We start from the raw sequence: 15,620 nt of genomic DNA, 5'->3' as shown, positions 1-15,620 counted from the left end.
TAGCTAGAGACTTCAAAAATCGCTAAGTCATTATTTTGGAGTTAACCATGATAAATGCAGAAACACCCAAAAATGAGCTACAACGCTTACAATCGCTCTACGATCTTCAAATTCTAGATACAATGGCTGAAGAACGCTTTGACCGCATCACACGTATTGCGCAAGGCCTATTTAAAGTACCTATTGCCTTAATATCCTTAATCGATAAAGACAGAGAGTGGTTCAAGTCAAAATACGGCTTACATGTTCAAGAAATCCCTAGACCAATTTCTTTTGGTGCTCATACTATCCTTCAAGAAGAAGTAATGATTGTAAATGATACACAACAAGATATTCGTTTTAAAGATAATCCCTTAGTGATTGGTGAGCCTAAAATTCGATTCTATCTAGGATGTCCTTTACAAATTGATGGGCAATTTAACATTGGTACATTATGTCTCATGAATGACCATCCTCCCCAATTAAATAGTTTAGAGCATATTGACTTAAACATTATGAAAGAACTAGCTAAGACCGTATCTAAAGAATTTATTACCAATCGCTACGCAACAATGGACGCCCTTACAGAAATTTCCAATCGCCAAGGTCTTCTTACAATTGGAAGACAAATTATGAAACTTTGTACTCGTTATGACAAAGGACTCATGTTGCTTTATTTTGACGTAACCCAACTAAAATCCATCAATAAAGAATTTGGTTATGATGAGGGAGATAAAATTTTAAAAACATTTGCCCAGCTCTTACTAAGCAACTTCCGCAATTCTGATGCGATTGCACGACTTGAAGGCGACAAGTTCGGTGTATTATGCCCTGGAATGCGGGAGGGAAATATTTCTGGTGTTCTAAAAAGACTACAAAATAAATTAGCAGCATTAAACCCTGAACACCCAATTAATTTTACTATGGGGCATATTCAATATAATCGTCTAAAACATTTTGCACTGACCGCGATTATTGAAGAAGCTGAGAAGAAAATATACGAAACGAAAATGTATCATTAGTGATATTGAATGAAACCATAAGATCCCGCGGTCAAAGCAGCGAGAATCAAGTGATTTTTTATACAATAAGACTGATAAATGGGCCCCCCCCGTTACACCAACTCATTGAGCCGGCATAAATGTAAACGCCGTTGCAGGTTTAAACTCCGCAGACACCTCCCCTGCATAGATCTGAGCTTTATCCAATGCTAATAACATTACAGAAGCACCTTCAGTAAAATTTAATTTCTCCAAAGAAACCCAAAATGTATTTGGGATAGTGGATGAATCAAAATAATAAACTCGATTTTTTTGATCAGCTACTGTACGCCAAAGAGTAGATGCAATATTAGGTTGCTCTGGTGTTGTCACTCCAAGAGGAACACTTACTGCCCGCATAAGACTCATTACATTCGCCACTGCTTGGTGCTCATAACGTTGTCCAGGAACTGCACTGATGTAGTTTTTATCCAAGGCCTTTGGTAGCGCACCAAGATAAAAAGAAGTTCGTGCAAAACGATCTGCGGCTCTACTTGTTCCAGGTAAAAACACCGTTCCACCTATATCTTTCCAGTATTCGTTCAATGCTAATTGTTTGCTGTATATGGGGGAGTTAGTCATTACGTGGTATTGCTTACCATGGTGTATCACTAGTTTTCCAGCAATGTATTCAAAAATAGCGGAGTCCCCAGTCGAGTCAGAAAGTGACAAATGCACTGTGCTTTCTGACCCATTAGGAAGTTTTGGTGCTACTAAATGAAATGGTTTTGCCTGTAATGCATCGACGGCTTCCTGTACCGTTGCAAAATTATCCAGCGTATATTGTCCCCATAAACTAATTGATAGCGATAGCTGCCCTGCTTGCGGCTTGCCATAATCACTTTCGGCTAAATACAGGACATTCATAACTAAACCTTTTTCATTCATCCCGTCAGCACTAGCTAATTGATAAGCGGAGGCAACCACACTACCGTATTTGGATTTCCAAACAGGAGAATCAGAGCCAGCTAGACCATTTCGTTCGATTCCCCGAGGGAATACCCATAAACTGGTATGCATATCTTCTTCCCAATCCATGGTTCTGCCGGTGATAACTGTATTGTCTGTCCCAACATATAGAGCTCGGGTGCAGGCAAAGGTGGTGGTAGAAAATAAAGCTAGAATAAAGATAACCTTGCAAATAAACCGGTACATGAAACGTCCCTTTTTCAGTATTTGAATTATTTACTGTAGAAGAGTTTTTAGAAAGAGACAATAGGAAGGATGGGAAAATCATTCTTATGATGAATTTTAATGAAAACATAGTTCCTCCCTGCAACCGGGTTTTCATTTTATTAACGGCATGTTTTAAAGAAATCGGAGAGCAGATGAGCGCATTCTGACTGCATAATGCCTTCATCAATTGCTACTTTATGATTTAAAGGATAGCCTTGCAGTAAGTTATATACTGAGCCTGCGGCCCCTGCTTTAAAATCACGCGTTGCAAAAACCAGGCGTTTAACTCGCGCATGAACAATAAGACCTGCACACATGGAACAAGGTTCCAAAGTAACATACAAGGTACTATTAACTAAGCGATGGTTTTTAAGTTGTTGTGCGGCTTGGCGGATTACGCGTACTTCGGCATGTTCAGAGGGGTCATGATTGGATTGCACGGCATTTCGGCTTATGCCCAAGAGCGTACCCTCTTGGCTTACTAATACCGCCCCTACAGGAACTTCTCCCTCAGTCTGAGCAAGAAGTGCTTGTTGATAAGCTTTTTGCATCCAATATCGATCATTCATTATCATAACTGTAGCCAGCCATCATTGCGGAAAATGCGGTGATGACACACCCAAAGGATACTCTTGGGTTGCCCATGCGTTTGCAATGACGGCAAACAGGCCAGATTATTCCCACTCAATCGTTGCTGGTGGTTTTCCTGAAATATCATAAGTAACTCGCGATACCCCAGAAACCTCATTAATGATTCGATTGGAAACTTGACCTAAAAACTCCCAAGGCAAATGCGACCAATGTGCTGTCATGAAATCAATGGTTTCAACAGCGCGTAAACAAATTACGTATTCGTATTTACGACCATCCCCCATTACCCCTACACTCTTAACCGGTAAAAATACCGCGAATGCTTGGCTCACTTTATGATATAGATCTGCTTTTCGTAGTTCTTGAATATAGATTGCATCGGCTTTACGAAGAATATCAGCATATTCCTTTTTAACTTCACCTAAAATCCGTACGCCTAAACCAGGACCTGGGAATGGATGTCGATAAACCATATCATGCGGTAAACCTAACTCCAAACCAATCTTTCGCACTTCATCTTTAAACAATTCGCGAATAGGCTCTAATAATTTTAAATGTAAGGTTTCAGGCAAACCACCCACGTTATGATGTGACTTAATAACTACTGAAGCTCCATTGGTGCTCGTTGCAGCAGACTCAATAACATCAGGATAAATTGTTCCCTGAGCTAACCAGGAAACCCCTTCTATTTTATGCGACTCTTCATCAAATACGTCAATAAAGGTATGGCCAATAATTTTTCTTTTTTCTTCAGGGCAGCTAACACCAGAAAGCGCTTTTAAGAATCGCTCCTCAGCATTGACGACAATGATTTTAATCCCCATGTGCTGACCAAACATTTTCATGACTTCATCAGCTTCGTTAAAACGTAATAAACCCGTATCAACAAAAACGCAGATCAATTGGTCACCAATTGCCTTATGTAATAAAGCGGCTACAACTGAAGAATCTACCCCACCGGATAAACCAAGAAGTACTTTATCAGAACCAACTTGCTGTTTAATTTTATGAATGGCTTCGTCAATAATATGTTCTGAAGTCCAATTGGTTGGCGCCTGACAAATATCAACCACAAAACGCTGTAAAATACGTGTGCCCTGTAAGGTATGGGTTACTTCCGGGTGAAACTGTAACCCATACATACGACGACTTTCATCAGCCATTCCAGCAATTGGTGCATTACGCGTTTCGCAAATAACACTAAATCCAGGGGGTAGTTGAGTTACTTTGTCGCCATGACTCATCCACACATCTAATAAAGCCTCACCTTCACTGGTGGTGTGATCTTCAATTTGAGCAAATAACTTGCTGTGTCCATGCAATTTCAATTCAGCATAGCCAAACTCTCTAATATTAGAGGACTGTACTTCACCACCTAATTGCACCGCCATCGTTTGCATGCCGTAACAAATACCGAGTATTGGCAATCCCGAAGTAAAAATCCATTCAGGAGCTCGAGGATTGGCGTGATGAGTTACTGTTGAAGGTCCACCAGATAAAATCACCCCACAAGGATTAAGCTTTGTGAACGCTTCCTGGCTCATGTTAAAAGGATGGATTTCGCAATATACTCCTAATTCACGTACTCGGCGTGCAATTAGTTGGGTGTATTGAGAACCGAAATCAAGAATAAGCAAGAGATGTTGTTTTAAATCATTCATTATTATTTATCTACCTGATAATTCGGAGCTTGTTTTGTGATGCTCACATCATGGACGTGTGATTCGCGCATACCCGCATTAGTTACTTGTACAAACTCTGTTTTGGTATGCAATTGTTCAATTGTTTCGCATCCAGTGTACCCCATGCATGAACGTAAACCGCCTAATATCTGGTGAATAATTGTTTGTACTGGGCCTTTATAAGGAACACGACCTTCAATACCTTCAGGAACCAATTTTTCAGAGCCTGCAGTAGCATCCTGGAAGTAGCGATCACTAGAACCATGAGAAGAAGCCATGGCACCAATCGAACCCATACCACGATAACTCTTATAAGTAGTACCTTGGTATAATTCGATTTCACCAGGAGACTCTTCTGTCCCTGCAAACATACTGCCTAACATAACGGTGTCTGCACCTGCAGCCAAAGCCTTACACACATCGCCTGAAAAACGGATACCGCCATCAGCAATAACAGGGATTTTACCTTGTAATTCATGAGCAACATTAGCAATCGCACAGATTTGAGGAACACCTACGCCGGTAACAATACGTGTTGTACAAATGGAACCAGGTCCAATTCCCACTTTAACAGCATCCGCACCTGCTTCATATAAATCTCGAGCCGCGGCTGCTGTGGCAATATTCCCGCCAATTACCTGTACTCCAGGAAAATTCTGTTTTACCCATTTCACGCGATTGAGTACGCCTTGAGAATGCCCATGGGCGGTATCAACAACCAGAACATCAACCCCAGCATCAACTAAAGCCGCGACACGCTCATCAGTAGACTCGCCAACCCCAACAGCCGCACCAACGCGTAACTGCTCTGCATCATCTTTAACAGCATAAGGATTTTCTTTAGCTTTTTGGATGTCTTTAACGGTAATTAAACCACGTAATTCAAATGCATCGTTCACTATCAAGAGTTTTTCGATACGATGTTTATGCAATAAACTACGAACCTCTTCTCGACTAGCTCCTTCTTTCACAGTAACCAAACGCGCTTTAGGCGTCATTACCTGAGACACTGGCAAAGATAAATTGGTTTCAAAACGAATATCACGGCTGGTTACAATCCCTACTAAATTCTTACCATCAACCACTGGAACGCCTGAGAAATGATGAATTGTCATGACTTCCATTAACTCTCGAACAGTAATGTTAGGAGTAACCGTAACTGGATCTTTAACCATGCCACTTTCAAATTTCTTTACTTTACGAACTTCATCGGCTTGCGCACTGATTGTCATATTCTTATGAATAATGCCTAACCCACCTTCTTGCGCCAAGGCAATTGCCAGACGCGCTTCCGTCACCGTATCCATCGCTGCGGATACCAGCGGCATATTCAAGTTTATTTCGCGGGTTAATTTGGTTTTTAGGGACACATCTTTAGGTAGAATTAAAGAGTGTGCAGGGACAAGTAAAACATCATCAAAGGTTAATGATTGCTGCACAATATTAAGAGACATTTTCTTCTCATTAAAGTAGTTAAATTAACCAAACAGTATATCACAAATACCAAATAAATTAAAGGAAATAGCCCTTTTAATACGCACAATACTGACGAAATCGATCTATACTTTCAAGACAAGATGTTCTAATACTTATTCGCCCATATATAAACCAATTCCCGCAATTATTGCCCAACATCAATACGAGCTAACTCATTAACGCACAGCTTGACTATTAGTCAGCGTGATAAAAACGAATAAAAGGGATAACACTTGAATTGAATATTCATTAACGTGTACACTGTTGGTTAATTATTGTGTTGAATCAACAAAAACGGGAAGGGTTCAGCGTTGGCTAAAATTATTGTTATTACTTCAGGTAAAGGCGGAGTAGGAAAAACTACTTCATCTGCAGCTATTTCATCAGGTCTTGCGTTATTAGGGCATAAGACGGTAGTCATTGATTTTGATATCGGTTTAAGAAACCTGGACATCATTATGGGTTGTGAACGACGTGTTGTTTATGACTTCATTAATGTAATCAATGGTGAGGCAAGCTTAAATCAAGCATTGATTAAAGATAAGCGTCTTCCCAATCTGTTCATTCTTCCAGCATCGCAAACTCGTGATAAAGATGCATTAACCATTGAAGGAGTTGAGAAAGTTCTGAATGATCTTTCTAAAGAGTTTGATTTTATTGTTTGCGATTCCCCTGCAGGCATTGAAACAGGTGCTTTAATGGCAATGCATTTTGCAGATCATGCCGTTGTGGTTACGAATCCTGAAGTTTCATCTGTTCGTGACTCCGATCGTATTCTGGGTATCCTGTCTAGCAAAACGAAAAGAGCTATTGATAACAACAAACCAATTCAGGAGCACTTATTGTTAACTCGCTATGACCCTGAGCGTGTTGAGCGTGGTGATATGCTCTCTGTTGCAGACGTAAAAGAAATATTAGCTATTCCATTGATTGGCGTTATTCCAGAGTCTAAGTCTGTACTGAAAGCGTCGAATACAGGTGTTCCAGTTGTACTTGATACAAACAGTGATGCCGGTCTTGCTTATCAAGATGCCATTGCACGCTTTCTCGGTGAAGAAAGACCAATGCGCTTCATTAGCAATGAACGTAAAGGATTATTGCGTCGCTTATTCAGCAAAAACAAAGAGGAAGTGACTGTATGAGCATTTTCAACTATTTACGTCGGAGAACAGCTTCTGCTTCAGTAGCAAAAGAACGTCTGCAAATAATTATTTCTCATGAGCGTTCACAAAGAAATACTCCGGATTATCTGCCACAACTTCAGGATGAACTTCTGGCAGTTATAGCTAAATACGTTCATGTAACACGTGATCAAGTGAGTGTTAATCTTGAGCGTATGGGCGACAATTCAGTACTTGAATTGAACATTACCATGCCTGATGATGTTGCTGAAGAGGCTTAGTCCGCATTACTGATTACGTTTTTTCCTTGGTTCCGTCCCAAGGCAGTTTCTCTTTTGTTAGATTTTTAGGTTGGTTGCTCGCAACCAACCTAAAAATCTAATAAATGTTTTAGACCGGATGATTATCTAACCAAATTAATGTAAAGGTACTTCTGGTTCTGGATTAATTACTTCTTCATCCAAGATCATTGCCGTTTGTTCCTTTTTAGCTGTAGGTTTCTTCGCCTTAGAATCGCTACTTGGTCGACGTAACTCATCATCGCTAAAGTCATCGACCTTAATCGCATCTTGTCGAGCTAACTCAGCATCCTTCATTTGCTTGGCTTCGTCTTGAGTTAACAAGCCCATCACTAAAGCTTCTTCAATTTGCTCTAATAAGGTTAGCGATTTTAATACGTCATCTTTTACAGCACGCATTAACTTTTTCTCTATTTCTTCAACCGCACAAATTTTATAGAACGCTTCTTCCAATCGGCCAATTGGACAATTTTCTCCAGCCTTCTTATAAACAAAATGTGTTAGTCGATTACGTGTTTCGCCTGGTTCAATTAAAATACGTGCTAGCTTATGCCCTAATTGATCCGTTGGTCTGTGTCTGCGATTACCTAAAGGTCTTAAAATAATGTTGAGAACAACTCGTGCCCAACGTTGTGGGAAGTTAATAATAACTCCTTGCATCGCCATTTCACATTCGTGCAACAATTGTTGGCAGCTCCACTCAACTATAGGCAAATCAGCAGCAGGCTCACCATCATCATGGTAGCGCTTTAGCACAGCTGAAATTAAATATAAGGTACTTAACATATCCCCTAAACGAGCAGATAATTTTTCTTTACGCTTTAAATCACCGCCAAGAATCGTCATAGAAAAATCAGAAAGGAATGCCAAATTGGTACTGTATTTATGAACTAACTGATAATAGCGTTTTACTGAACTGGCTGGTGCCTTAGAAAAATGAGCATCAGTCAAACTAAACAAGAGAGATTTAGTAAAGTTTGCAATATAAAAAGCGGCGTGCGAGAAAAATGCATCATCAAAGCCTACCAGATCATGCTTTCTTACGCTTTCCAACTCTCTAAATACATATGGATGGCAACGAATTGCCCCCTGTCCAAAAATAATTAAACTACGCGAAAGAATATTAGCACCCTCAACAGTAATGGCTATCGGAGCTCCCTGGAATCCTCTTCCTAGATAATTATTAGGACCAAGGCAAATACCTTTACCGCCATGAATATCCATAGCATCTATAGAAACCTGACGAACACGATCGGTTGTATGGTATTTTAAAATTGCACCAGCTACCGAAGGTTTAGCACCATGGTCAATAGCCGCTGCCGCCATAGTAACGCCTGCATCAATAATATATGTATTTGCCGCAATACGTGCTAATGGTTCTTCAATTCCTTCAAACTTACCAATGGGTTGATTGAATTGTTTGCGAACACGTGCATAAGCTCCTGAAGCTAAAGCGGCTGCCTGAGCACCTCCATTGGCACTTGACGGTAAAGAAATTGCTCTACCCGCACTTAAACACTCCATAAGCATACGCCAGCCGTGACCAGCCATTGCAGCGCCACCAATAATGTAATCTAGAGGGATAAATACATCTTTACCCTGTGTTGGACCATTTAAAAAGCCTATATTTAAGGGGAAATGACGGCGCCCCTTAATTACCCCAGGGGTATCCGCTGGGATTAATGCGCAGGTAATACCGACATCTTCGCCCTTTCCTAGTAGATTCTCAGGGTCAAACATTCTAAAAGCTAAACCAACCACAGTAGCTACTGGGCATAAAGTAATGTAGCGCTTATTCCAAGTTAAGCGAATACCAACCACTTCTTTGCCATTAAACTCTTGGCGGCACACAATACCTTGGTCAGGAATCGAAGCTGCATCAGAACCCGCATTAGGACCAGTCAAAGCAAAACATGGGATTTCTCGACCATCCGCCAGTCGTGGTAAATAAAAATTCTTTTGTTCTTCAGTTCCATATTTAAGTAATAACTCACCAGGGCCTAAAGAATTAGGTACAGAAATTGTTGATGCCGCAGTAATAGAACAACCGTAAATTTTGGCTAAAACCGTCATTTGTGCAGTAGCTGAAAACTCTAAGCCACCATAACGCTTAGGAATAATCATACCAAAGAAGCGATTTTCTTTAATGAAGCTCCAAACCTCAGGAGATAGATCAGTTTGTTTATGAGTAATATCCCAATCATTAAGCATGGAACATAAGATATTTACAGGACCATCTAAAAACGCTTGCTCGTCTTCGCTTAAACGAACAGGAGGAGTGCTACGAAGCGCTGAAAAATCTGGGGCGCCACTGAAGATATCGCCTTCCCAGCTCACGGTTCCTGCTTCTAAAGCTTCTCGCTCTGTAGCAGACATAGCCGGCATAGCCTTACTCACTGTCTTGAATAAATGTTTCGAGACAAATTCGCGTCGTAATGGTTTAATTGCGAATGCGATTAAGGTAAGCTCAATCAAGATTAACAGCGCTTTAGTCAAAAATCCTGGGGTGCCATAGTAAAAAACCAGCCCAGTAAATAGAGCAAAACTAATAGCCCATACTGCGACTGCCGCTTGCCGTGTTAACAATACTCCTGCAGCTCCTATTACCAGAAGCACTAAAATAGCATGTAGCACTGTATTCTCCTTATGTTAGCTTATCCAAAACCCTTAAAACTTGCGCAGCTACAACCTGTGGATACTCCATAGGAAACAAATGACTCCCATGGGTTTTATAGCAGGTAATATTGAAATTCTTTTTCATATACCGAAGTTCCATTTTACCAACCACGTTACTTTTGTCACCATAAATTAATGCAGATGGGGTTAATAATTTCCCCTCATAACGTGGGATGATATGTGGTATCGTTCGATAAATTTGATACTCCACAAGGCGATTAAAACGAAGATAGTAACCATCGGTTTTATATTTCAGGCCATATTTAATATAGTCGCTCAAACACTCATCTGAAAAGTTTTTAAACAATTCTTTGCTTTTTAAATATGGCAGTATTTGCTCATAGCTTTGCCAATGCTTACGTCGCCCTTTTGTCCTAAACGCAGGAGTAACTCTATCAATGATGCCAAAAACCTTGGCGAGTCGAACTGCGCTGGATTTTAATAGACCGAGTAAAGGAGAATCCAACATAACAACTGCTTTAACTAAATCAGGTCGTTCAATAGCGGCTAATAAACTTAAAACCCCACCCAAAGAATGGCCTAGAGCAATCACTGGGCGATCTGCTTGCCGTTCAATACTGGCAATCACCTCTAAGATCAAATTATGCCAATTTTCACCCACAGGAAAAGCCGGATCATGACCAATCTTATCAATATAACAATAATCATAATAAGGATTAAGGCCATCCAGCATCTGCTTATAGCATAATGCTGGAAACCCGTTTCCATGAGCAAAATGGATTAACTCTTTCATACACGAGCTACTTGCCTACTTTCAGCTCTTAATGCATAAAGTGCAAAACTGTAATAAGCAATCAAGAGGAAGAATAAGATAATACCCAGCCCCGTAAATACACTATTAAGTGACAATATAGTCATTAGCACCAACAACATCGGCGTTCCTGCTACCATAATCATACGGCTTGAGGCGGCAAATGATATTTTAAAAGAAAAGAAAATCGATGAAAAAGTTTGCCCTAGTAAAGCAAGTACTAAAAAGAAAACTAAAAAAATAGAAAAGAAAATACCCACGATAATAGGATAAAGCACTGCTTGTGAGGCGTATTTAAGTCCAGTAACGGAGTTTGCCTCCACCATTTTTTTGCCATCGAATACTAAATTGGACCCTTTATCAAAAGTCTGCACAATAGGAGTACTTCTAGTTGGTGGCGCCTCTTTACCCATAGTAAACAGCTGTGGATTAGGGATCCTAAATGCAATCTGATTTTTATTAATCAGAATATTTAAATAAGGATATTGTGCCGTAAAATCATTTACAGCCCCTGTAGTATCAATAACAACCACTGTCTGACCTTTATCATTCTTAACATAATAAGGCATTGGTTGATCAAAAAGAACATCACCATTTTGGATGTAAAAAACAGGAATTTTTAATAAAGGCTTAACTATCTGCTCTTTAAAGGATTCATCTAAACTAATCGACATTCTAAAAAAGAATGGCACACTCAGTATCGCAATAACCAATAAGAGATAAAGCACACCAAATCCCTTCCAGCGCTTGCCCACATCCACATACAGGCGTCGTGAATAAAATGATCGATACAGTGCAGACCAATAACTATATACCGGTGTATCAATTGGTTTTAGTGCCGTTTTTTCTTTACCCACGCGATTCTCCAATACGTTGTCCAGTTTGCTGATTAAACACATGTAATTTCATTTTAGGTAGTTCAACCTCGAATTGTCCACTAGGAATTAATTGATCAGCAGAAACTCGTAAATTTAGTTGCTCTCCATTGTTTATACAGCGTGCTCTAATTAACTTGTCCGCCCCCATATCGTCGATAAATTCAACAGCTACTGTGATGCGTTGTGCGTTTGGTTCGTTAGCCAATTGTACATGCTCGGCTCTAATTGCCAAAACCAATTTCATCTTGTCCTCAAGTAAATAATTTGTTTCAGAAATCGGAAAATTAATACCTATGCTCGTTTCAATAGTAGCATTCTTTTTATTAAATACCCCTGAAAATGTATTTAACGGATAATGCCCCGTAAATCCTGCAACAAATAAGCTTGCTGGACGTTGATACAATTCTTGCGGCGTGCCAATTTGTTCGACAAGCCCCTGATTAAGCACAATCACCCGTTCAGCCATGGTCATAGCTTCTGTTTGATCGTGAGTTACATACACGCTGGTGGTATTAAGCTGTTGATGCAAACGTCTCAGTTCATGGCGCATTTCGGTGCGTAGCTTTGCATCAAGATTCGATAATGGTTCATCAAATAAAAATACAGAAGGGGAGCGGACTATCGCCCTACCCATTGCCACACGTTGCTTTTGCCCACCTGATAATGCTTGAGGCTTTCGCTCTAAATAAGGTATTAAATGCAACAATTTCGCAGCGTCAGCTACTCGTTGTTTAATCACATCCGTTTTAAAGCCGCGCATTTTTAACCCATATGCCATATTATCAAAAACAGTCATATGCGGATAAAGGGCGTAGTTTTGAAATACCATTGCCATATCACGTTTCGCGGCATGAACATCATTAACTCGTTGCTCATTGATTAAAATAGATCCTGAACTCACATCATCTAAGCCCGCGATTAAGCGAAGCAAGGTTGATTTACCACAACCTGAAGGCCCCACAATAACCATAAACTCGCCTTTTTTGATGCTGAGATTAATTCGGTCTAAAATAGTCGTTTGCCCAACTCGTTTGGAGACATCAACCAAAGTTACTGTTGCCATGTTACTTTAATCCTTTTTCAAACCATCGTTGCATCAACATCACAACCAAACAAGGCGGAATCAAAGCAACCAGGGCAATTGTCATAATATAATGCCATTGCGGAACTTGATCAGCCACCCCCGCAAGATAACGAATTCCCATCACTACTGTCGCCATTTTTGTTTCAGTAGTAATGACTAAGGGCCATAAGTACTGATTCCATCCATAGACAAATAAAATTACAAATAAAGAAGCGATTTGCGTTTTAGATAAAGGTAAAAGAATATCAAAAAAGAAACGCACAGCACCTGCACCATCTAATTTTGCTGCATCGACCAATTCAGCAGGTACAGTTTTAAAAAACTGCCTGAATAAAAAGGTTCCTGTTGCTGAAACAAATAAGGGTAAGGTTAATCCCGTAAATGAATTTAATAATCCAAATGAGGCCACCACTTGAAACGTGGGAACAATCCGCACCTCTACCGGTAACATCATCGTTGCAAAAATCAGCGCAAAACAGAGCTTTTTAAAAGGAAAATCAAAATAAACTAAGGCAAATGCAGACCCAAGTGCCAAAATAATTTTGCCCAAAGCGATAGCTAAAGCCATAGCTAAGCTATTAAATAACATCGCGGTAATCGGCTCGCCCCCGGTAACAGATAGGCCGTCACTCAAAACCGCTTTTAGATTTTTTAATAATAAGGTTCCTGGAATCATGGGGACGGATGATTGCATCATCGCACTGCCATCATGACTCGCAGCCACAATGGCTAAATAAATCGGCAACAACATGAGCAAAATGAATAAGGATAAAAATCCATGGGCTAAAATGCGAGACACTAATTTCATGCGTAATGAACCTTTTTCTCGAGATACTTAAATTGCACTAAAGAAACAAGTATCACAACAACCATTAGAATTACGGATTGGGCTGACGAGCTACCCAAATCCATTCCTTCAAATCCATCTTGATAGACCTTATACATCATGTTCGTTGTACTGTTTCCCGGTCCCCCATGTGTCATCACATGAATAATTCCAAAGGTATCAAAGAAACCGTACATTAAATTCATAATCAATAGGAAAAAAGTCGTTGGCGATAACAAGGGAAAAATAATTTGCCAAAAACGCTGCCAAGCTGATGCCCCATCAATAATTGCCGCATCAATCAACGATGGAGGAACGGCTTTTAATGCCGCAAAATAAAATAAAAAATTATAGCTGTATTGCTGCCAACTGGCAGTAAGAATAACAACCAACAAGGCTTGATTTACATTATTTACGTAATCAAAATTAATTCCTAGAGGTTGTAATGCATGAGTTAACCAGCCCAAGGTAGGATGGCACAAGAAACGCCAAAGAATCGCAGCTACTGCTGGTGCTACAGCATATGGCCATAATAATAAAGACTTATAAACCCCTTGCGTTTTACTACGATTGTTAACTAATATGGCGGTAAGAAGACCAAGGCACATAGTGCAAAAAGTCACGCTGCACGCAATAATAAAGGTTACCATTATTGCTTTACGATAACTGGAATCGGCAAACAAATCTGTAAAATTAGTTAGGCCAGCAAAGTGCTTGTGCAATCCAAAAGCATCGGTATAAAAAAATGCTTGTACTAAAGCATTACCTGCAGGCCAAATAAAAAATATGAGGGTGACAATAAGTTGTGGGACTATAAAAAGCCAGGCATAAAAACGCTGATGATTAAATTTTGACATTAGCCCTGCTTGGTGTGGAAAATCGTGTAGGCCTGCGATTATATACTTTGGGTATATAGATTCAAGTGAGGTAGTCACTTGATAGGGCAAGCAAAACACAATTAGTATCTGTTCAGGTGAGATACTTGAATCATGGCAAAAAGCCTAAGTAAACATTTACCATAATTAAGGAAGATATTTTGCGCTACGTACATATAGAAAACCCCGGCTCATACAGCCGCCTTACTATAGAAAATGCCCCTACCCCTAAATTTAAAGACAGCCAAATATTAGTTCAGGTCAAAGCAACGGCGTTAAACCGCGCCGACCTAATGCAACGCTATGGAAAATATCCTCCTCCCGCAGGAGAATCAGCGGTTCTAGGTTTAGAACTTGCTGGTGATGTAGTTGCTGTAGGTGCTCAGGTAACTCAATTTAAACCTGGAGATAAAGTCTATGCTTTAGTAGGAAGTGGTGCTTATGCCGAATATTGCCTGGTTGAATCATCACTTGCACATTTAATTCCAGAGGGCTGGGATTACCCCCTTGCCGCAGCTCTTCCTGAATCCTTAGTTACCGTTCATGCCACCTTATTTAACCTCGGTGGATTAAAATCAGGGCAAACACTTTTAATCCATGGCGCAGGAAGTGGGATTGCCTCATTAGCAATTCAAATGGCAAAACAAGTAGGTGCCAACGTCATCACCACTGTAGGTAAGGATGATAAAATAGATAAAGCAGTACAACTTGGCGCTGATCAGGTAATCAATTATAAAACGCATGATTTTGAAGATCTAATTGCTACACAAAGCCTTGACTTAATTCTGGATTTTATTGCCGGAGATTATTTTGACAAGCATATTCAATTGTTAAAACCTCAGGGGAAATTAATTCAAATAGCCTGTCTTCAAGGCAGCAGGGTTGAATGCAATCTGGCGTTAATCATGCATAAAAGACTCCAGCTTATTGGCTTTGTTCTACGCTCACAAAGCCTGCAAGAAAAAGCAATTTTATGGAAACAAGCTCATGAACGCTGGTTTGATGTCGTAGCAAAAAAGCAAATCAAACCAGTAATTGATTCAGAGTTCAATTTGGAACAAATCGAAGAAGCACAACAACACATGCAAGCGGGTGTCCATTTTGGCAAAATTGTTATTCATGTAGCCTAAACCTAGCCGTATTAG

Annotated in this window: 14 protein-coding genes; 4 read left to right on the top strand and 10 right to left on the bottom strand. The window is 40.1% G+C overall.

Translation table 11 applies throughout. The features are described 5' to 3' along the window. Window positions 1-47 precede the first annotated feature (47 nt). Window positions 48-1,001 (top strand): sensor domain-containing diguanylate cyclase, encoded by a 954-nt coding sequence (locus tag ACQY7T_RS04100; RefSeq protein ID WP_428411443.1) that lies wholly within the window; start codon window positions 48-50, stop codon window positions 999-1,001. Window positions 1,002-1,103: 102 nt separating this feature from the next. On the opposite strand, the gene ACQY7T_RS04095 is transcribed toward ACQY7T_RS04100, so the two are convergent. The 4 genes from ACQY7T_RS04095 to guaB all read right to left on the bottom strand — a co-directional run bounded on the left by ACQY7T_RS04095 (window position 1,104) and on the right by guaB (window position 5,922). Further along, window positions 1,104-2,174, bottom strand: coding sequence for a linear amide C-N hydrolase (locus ACQY7T_RS04095; RefSeq protein ID WP_428411442.1), 1,071 nt, complete (start codon window positions 2,172-2,174; stop codon window positions 1,104-1,106). A 140-nt stretch (window positions 2,175-2,314) separates the two neighbouring features. Next, window positions 2,315-2,764: a tRNA adenosine(34) deaminase TadA gene (tadA, locus tag ACQY7T_RS04090; RefSeq protein WP_428411441.1), complete on the bottom strand. Its 450-nt coding sequence runs from the start codon at window positions 2,762-2,764 to the stop codon at window positions 2,315-2,317. Between the two features lie 105 nt (window positions 2,765-2,869). Then, complete coding sequence (gene guaA, locus ACQY7T_RS04085) at window positions 2,870-4,447, bottom strand: glutamine-hydrolyzing GMP synthase (RefSeq protein ID WP_428411440.1); 1,578 nt, start codon at window positions 4,445-4,447, stop codon at window positions 2,870-2,872. Window positions 4,448-4,449: 2 nt separating this feature from the next. Beyond that, window positions 4,450-5,922 (bottom strand): IMP dehydrogenase, encoded by a 1,473-nt coding sequence (gene guaB, locus ACQY7T_RS04080; protein WP_428411439.1) that lies wholly within the window; start codon window positions 5,920-5,922, stop codon window positions 4,450-4,452. A gap of 333 nt (window positions 5,923-6,255) precedes the next feature. On the opposite strand from guaB, the gene minD reads away from it, so the two are divergent. Together minD and minE are read left to right on the top strand one after the other, a co-directional pair. After that, window positions 6,256-7,086 (top strand): septum site-determining protein MinD, encoded by an 831-nt coding sequence (minD, locus tag ACQY7T_RS04075; protein WP_428411438.1) that lies wholly within the window; start codon window positions 6,256-6,258, stop codon window positions 7,084-7,086. Further along, window positions 7,083-7,346 carry a cell division topological specificity factor MinE gene (minE, locus tag ACQY7T_RS04070; protein ID WP_428411437.1) on the top strand — a complete coding sequence of 88 codons (264 nt, stop codon included), beginning with the start codon at window positions 7,083-7,085 and terminating at the stop codon, window positions 7,344-7,346. The genes minD and minE overlap by 4 nt, the downstream gene beginning before the upstream one ends. A 135-nt stretch (window positions 7,347-7,481) precedes the next feature. Here minE and ACQY7T_RS04065 read toward each other — a convergent pair whose 3' ends face one another. From ACQY7T_RS04065 to ACQY7T_RS04040, 6 genes are read right to left on the bottom strand one after another with little or no spacing between them, the layout of a single operon-like run. Further along, on the bottom strand, window positions 7,482-9,998 hold the full coding sequence (locus tag ACQY7T_RS04065; RefSeq protein ID WP_428411436.1) for an acyl-CoA dehydrogenase: 2,517 nt from the start codon (window positions 9,996-9,998) through the stop codon (window positions 7,482-7,484). A 10-nt stretch (window positions 9,999-10,008) separates the two neighbouring features. Then, on the bottom strand, window positions 10,009-10,794 hold the full coding sequence (locus ACQY7T_RS04060) for an alpha/beta hydrolase (protein ID WP_428411435.1): 786 nt from the start codon (window positions 10,792-10,794) through the stop codon (window positions 10,009-10,011). Beyond that, complete coding sequence (locus tag ACQY7T_RS04055) at window positions 10,791-11,669, bottom strand: DUF1189 family protein (protein ID WP_428411434.1); 879 nt, start codon at window positions 11,667-11,669, stop codon at window positions 10,791-10,793. Before ACQY7T_RS04055 ends, ACQY7T_RS04060 begins: the two co-directional genes overlap by 4 nt. Further along, window positions 11,662-12,753 carry an ABC transporter ATP-binding protein gene (locus ACQY7T_RS04050; protein ID WP_428411433.1) on the bottom strand — a complete coding sequence of 364 codons (1,092 nt, stop codon included), beginning with the start codon at window positions 12,751-12,753 and terminating at the stop codon, window positions 11,662-11,664. Before ACQY7T_RS04050 ends, ACQY7T_RS04055 begins: the two co-directional genes overlap by 8 nt. A gap of 1 nt (window position 12,754) precedes the next feature. Continuing rightward, on the bottom strand, window positions 12,755-13,582 hold the full coding sequence (ugpE, locus tag ACQY7T_RS04045; protein WP_428411432.1) for a sn-glycerol-3-phosphate ABC transporter permease UgpE: 828 nt from the start codon (window positions 13,580-13,582) through the stop codon (window positions 12,755-12,757). Further along, window positions 13,579-14,457 carry an ABC transporter permease subunit gene (locus tag ACQY7T_RS04040; protein WP_428411431.1) on the bottom strand — a complete coding sequence of 293 codons (879 nt, stop codon included), beginning with the start codon at window positions 14,455-14,457 and terminating at the stop codon, window positions 13,579-13,581. The genes ugpE and ACQY7T_RS04040 overlap by 4 nt, the downstream gene beginning before the upstream one ends. 179 nt (window positions 14,458-14,636) lie before the next feature. Here ACQY7T_RS04040 and ACQY7T_RS04035 point away from each other — a divergent pair, with 179 nt between their 5' ends. Next, window positions 14,637-15,605, top strand: a complete 969-nt coding sequence (locus ACQY7T_RS04035; RefSeq protein WP_428411430.1) for an NAD(P)H-quinone oxidoreductase — start codon at window positions 14,637-14,639, stop codon at window positions 15,603-15,605. Window positions 15,606-15,620: the final 15 nt, after the last annotated feature.

The organism is Legionella sp. (assembly GCF_965140895.1).
Classification (GTDB): domain Bacteria; phylum Pseudomonadota; class Gammaproteobacteria; order Legionellales; family Legionellaceae; genus Legionella.
The sequence above is the reverse complement of the archived record's forward strand: the minus strand, read 5'-3'. Positions and strand labels throughout refer to the sequence as shown.

Excerpts from the sequence above, each read along its gene's own strand:
- ACQY7T_RS04040 (WP_428411431.1), bottom strand. The coding sequence starts at position 14,457 with ATGTCAAAATTTAATCATCAGCGTTTTTATGCCTGGCTTTTTATAGTC.
- minE (WP_428411437.1), top strand. The coding sequence starts at position 7,083 with ATGAGCATTTTCAACTATTTACGTCGGAGAACAGCTTCTGCTTCAGTA.
- ACQY7T_RS04095 (WP_428411442.1), bottom strand. The coding sequence starts at position 2,174 with ATGTACCGGTTTATTTGCAAGGTTATCTTTATTCTAGCTTTATTTTCT.
- ACQY7T_RS04100 (WP_428411443.1), top strand. The coding sequence starts at position 48 with ATGATAAATGCAGAAACACCCAAAAATGAGCTACAACGCTTACAATCG.
- guaA (WP_428411440.1), bottom strand. The coding sequence starts at position 4,447 with ATGAATGATTTAAAACAACATCTCTTGCTTATTCTTGATTTCGGTTCT.
- tadA (WP_428411441.1), bottom strand. The coding sequence starts at position 2,764 with ATGAATGATCGATATTGGATGCAAAAAGCTTATCAACAAGCACTTCTT.
- guaB (WP_428411439.1), bottom strand. The coding sequence starts at position 5,922 with ATGTCTCTTAATATTGTGCAGCAATCATTAACCTTTGATGATGTTTTA.
- ACQY7T_RS04050 (WP_428411433.1), bottom strand. The coding sequence starts at position 12,753 with ATGGCAACAGTAACTTTGGTTGATGTCTCCAAACGAGTTGGGCAAACG.
- ACQY7T_RS04060 (WP_428411435.1), bottom strand. The coding sequence starts at position 10,794 with ATGAAAGAGTTAATCCATTTTGCTCATGGAAACGGGTTTCCAGCATTA.
- ugpE (WP_428411432.1), bottom strand. The coding sequence starts at position 13,582 with ATGAAATTAGTGTCTCGCATTTTAGCCCATGGATTTTTATCCTTATTC.